Genomic DNA, 3,482 nt, shown 5'->3' with positions numbered 1-3,482 from the left:
ATACCTTAAGTTGATGGATGTGGGGTAGAACCACATTGCCATCAAGCTAAGATTTTCAGAAACCTCCCATAACAAAAATTTTATCTTTTCACAGTTATTCATAAGAGTTCGGCTCATTTTTTCTTTTTTTGGCCTTTATTTTTCTTAATTTGGTGGGTATGTATGGTGACTCCCCTCATGCCTCCTTATAGGGAGAATGAGGGAGCATTTTTTATTTACCCAATTACCGAGCTTTCAAATGTTTGAAATAGTTACCTATCCCCTAATCACCGAGTATGTTTATTCCTCTAAACCACTGTCCATAATAATAAATAAAGACAAACCCTTTACCCTTAAGATACAAGCTCTTTCTCAAGGGTATCAAACTCGGTGATTAGGGTAGCGTGGTATAATTCTTCTCTAAGAACGCTGTCATATTAAGGATTTGTAGTCCTTAGCGTACAATTTTCCCGAAATGATATAGTGACCCCTTATGGATAACTTTGCCTATCCCCCGAAAAGGGGTATTAAGGGGTACGGAAACGATTCTGGGTATGAGGGGCCACTCTGAGAAAGTATTCAAATGGATACAATAAAAAACGTAGAAAATAATTATTTCTACGTTTTTTATGTTTACCTAAGTTCTTTTTAGTTATTTTACAACAATGTAGAATTTACCTGACATTTTTTCTTGAGCATCTTGAAATGTTTCTAAAATTATATCTGCCTCTTGACCTAACATATTTTGACTTTCTTTAAAAAACTCCCATTCTATTGTTAACGGAATATCTATCCATCCAGTTAAGCAATCCCATAGTGCATCAGCATTTTCTCCATAATAATCAGGAAGATCTAGCTTTTCCTTTAATATTTTGTGTAAAATTTCTTCACTTGTAAATTGTCGACCATCTAAATTTAAAAATTCCATAAAAACTCCTCCTACTTTATTTCAGTAAATGTTTTATAATGATCCGAAGTTTTATAAATTAGTCCATCACTAGATGACAGCACATGTAAATCGATTTGGAAAGTATCATATTGATTCAAATCGAAAACCATCCGAACTACCATTTGACCTTTCATTTTCTTCGAAAAAAGTAGTTTTCACTTAAATAATGTATAATAAAAGCCGTAGGAGTATAATACCTACGGCTTTGTAAAAGAAATCTTGATTTACTATAAAATATCCTCTAAAGGTTTATTCTTACGATTTAAACCTCCTGTAAATCTTCCTGTTCACTTTGTAAGAATGAATCTAGTTTATTTATCAGTCGTTTAATATTTTCACTTTTGGTATACTTAATTGGATCATAACCGTCATCCGGTTCTAAATAATAAATAAATCCTTTCATATCGTCTGGATAATTAAAATCACTATACAGGTTAGCTATATTCTCTAACAAAGCATCGTAATCGCTATTTTTTTCTCTCATAGACATTAAAATACAGTACTTCCATTTTCGTTCCTCAACATCACCATTCCAAGGTATTGCGAAATCCATTACTATGGTTTCTATTAATTCAATAGCTTTTTCATTATCGTATTTTCCCCATGTAAGTTCTAATAATGCATCATCGCTTACGTGGGGATTATCAATCAAATAATTTGCAGCATATGTATCTATTTCTTCAATGGATAAAAGGCCTAATTTTAATCCAATTAGCAAAGTAGCCCAACTATATTGTAATCTATACGTTTCGAAAATTTTATAACTATACATTATATTTTCACTTCTTTCTTGCATTCGCGTTACCTGTTACGCCAACTCCCTCAATAAACCTTCTGTGTGTAACACCTTTTTTAGGGTCAGGGTCAACAATCCATTCGAATACACCTTTTTTACCATTTAACGAACCTTCTACCTGATAAAGCTGTCGCTTAACTCCGTCACCTCCAACTAAATCAAATTTCGATGCATAACTAACGTAATTATCAATAATGTTATTAAATGCATGTAGTTCATCTATTTTTAGTGCACTTCCTGTACGAATGTTATCTAAAACAGGATTATTTATTTCTATGGTTTTTGGCTTATATTTAGCAGCCGCTTCTAGTGCCTTTCCTTTCTTTTCAAGGTCACCAATTTTCCCGACAACTTTACCAATTACACGTGAAGTACCACCTGATACAACGGATAGTGTGCCCCATGCATAATCTTCTGGACTGTATTTTTGACCTGTTACTAAGTCTTCACCTTTGATGAGTTGTCCAATTTTCTTTTCCTGTACCAATCCCTGGTGTGATGTCTAAAATGAATGATAAGTAAACGTATCTTAAGTCATTTTAAGAGATACAACAGGCGCACATGTAGGCGCCTGTTGTATAAAAAAACACCTTATTTGCTATAAGGTGTTTTTTTATTTCATCTATTTAGAACTCATCTATTTGAACTGTAAAATGTGGCTTGAATTTTACTTCGATTGTTTTGTTTTCTACGCCGCCTTGGACATATAATGAGTCATTACGGGTATAGATTCGTTTCGCCGAATCCATCTTGGTTTCAAAGATACATTTATTTTCATAAAACATTTTTAATTCAACAGTTTCCTCGTAATAACACATAATCATTACTAATTCAAATCCTAATTTATCTATTTTACTATATCTATATGCACCTGCACCAGGAATAAAATAATCTTCTGGTTCACTCTCGAAAATTTCTAACAATTCGTATTCATCATATTGAATATTCATTTTAATAACTCCTTTCGTGAAAGGGCTCAATTCACTTTACTTATGATATTCATGATTTATTAGGTACAACGGAAACAACATCACCATTATCATTCAATACGACTCTAACATCTTTCCCATCGTATTGCCATAGACCAGGTTTATTTCCTGGTTTTTTAGTACTATGCTTAATTGTTTCTTCTACTACGCTTGGTGTTACACCACGTGGGTCAACTTTTTTTAATTCCTCCATGTATTCTTTCGAGCCGAATGTGTACCCATTCCTTTCAGCTCTTTCACGTGCACGCTTTGTAAGTTCTGCTCGCACTTGAATTGTGTCAGGTGCCATTCTTTCAAGCGCGTGTTCAGTATACTTACGCCCTTCAATGACTCCTCCGCCTCTTGGCATACTCCATCCAATACCTGAAGTCCCTTTTGTTGCATTTTCAATAGCCTTTCCTTTCTTTTCAAGGTCACCAATCTTTCCTACAACTTTACCAATTACACGTGTAGTACCACCGGATACAACTGCTAGTGTACCCCATCCATAATCTTCAGGTCCATATTTTCTACCTGTTACCAGATCTTCACCTTTGATAAGTTGTCCAATTTCTTTTCCTGTTCCAACAAAAGGGGTAATATCTAATATAAATGATAAATCTCCGTCATTCTTACGGTCATATATTCTAGATGGGTCACCACCTAAATCACGTAGGGCATTACTTAAATCAATATTTCCAACATTGATGGCTGCTGCAGGTATATCAATCTTATGACTTGCTATTTTATTCGCGGAGTCCATAAATATATTTGCAAGATCTATTCCCAT

Annotated in this window: 4 protein-coding genes and 1 pseudogene; all 5 read right to left on the bottom strand. The window is 34.1% G+C overall.

Annotation, left to right across the window (positions count from 1 at the left end; translation table 11 throughout):
* Positions 1–631 precede the first annotated feature (631 nt).
* Positions 632–907 carry a barstar family protein gene (locus B5P40_RS29440; protein ID WP_113710373.1) on the bottom strand — a complete coding sequence of 92 codons (276 nt, stop codon included), beginning with the start codon at positions 905–907 and terminating at the stop codon, positions 632–634.
* A 283-nt stretch (positions 908–1,190) separates the two neighbouring features.
* Positions 1,191–1,724 (bottom strand): DUF2247 family protein, encoded by a 534-nt coding sequence (locus tag B5P40_RS29430; RefSeq protein ID WP_002192052.1) that lies wholly within the window; start codon positions 1,722–1,724, stop codon positions 1,191–1,193.
* A 292-nt stretch (positions 1,725–2,016) separates the two neighbouring features.
* Positions 2,017–2,242 (bottom strand): annotated as a pseudogene (locus tag B5P40_RS29425) (pre-toxin TG domain-containing protein); the annotation flags it as partial.
* A gap of 108 nt (positions 2,243–2,350) precedes the next feature.
* A complete protein-coding gene (locus tag B5P40_RS29420; RefSeq protein ID WP_002192050.1) occupies positions 2,351–2,674 on the bottom strand; it encodes a hypothetical protein in 324 nt (107 codons plus the stop codon).
* 49 nt (positions 2,675–2,723) lie between these two features.
* On the bottom strand, positions 2,724–3,482 hold a 759-nt coding region (locus tag B5P40_RS29415), incomplete at its 5' end, for a pre-toxin TG domain-containing protein (RefSeq protein ID WP_258402209.1).

Origin of the sequence: Bacillus sp. SRB_8, assembly GCF_003264205.1 — a bacterium.
Classification (GTDB): Bacteria; Bacillota; Bacilli; order Bacillales; family Bacillaceae_G; genus Bacillus_A; species Bacillus_A mycoides.
This window is presented reverse-complemented; position numbering and strand designations above follow the sequence as displayed.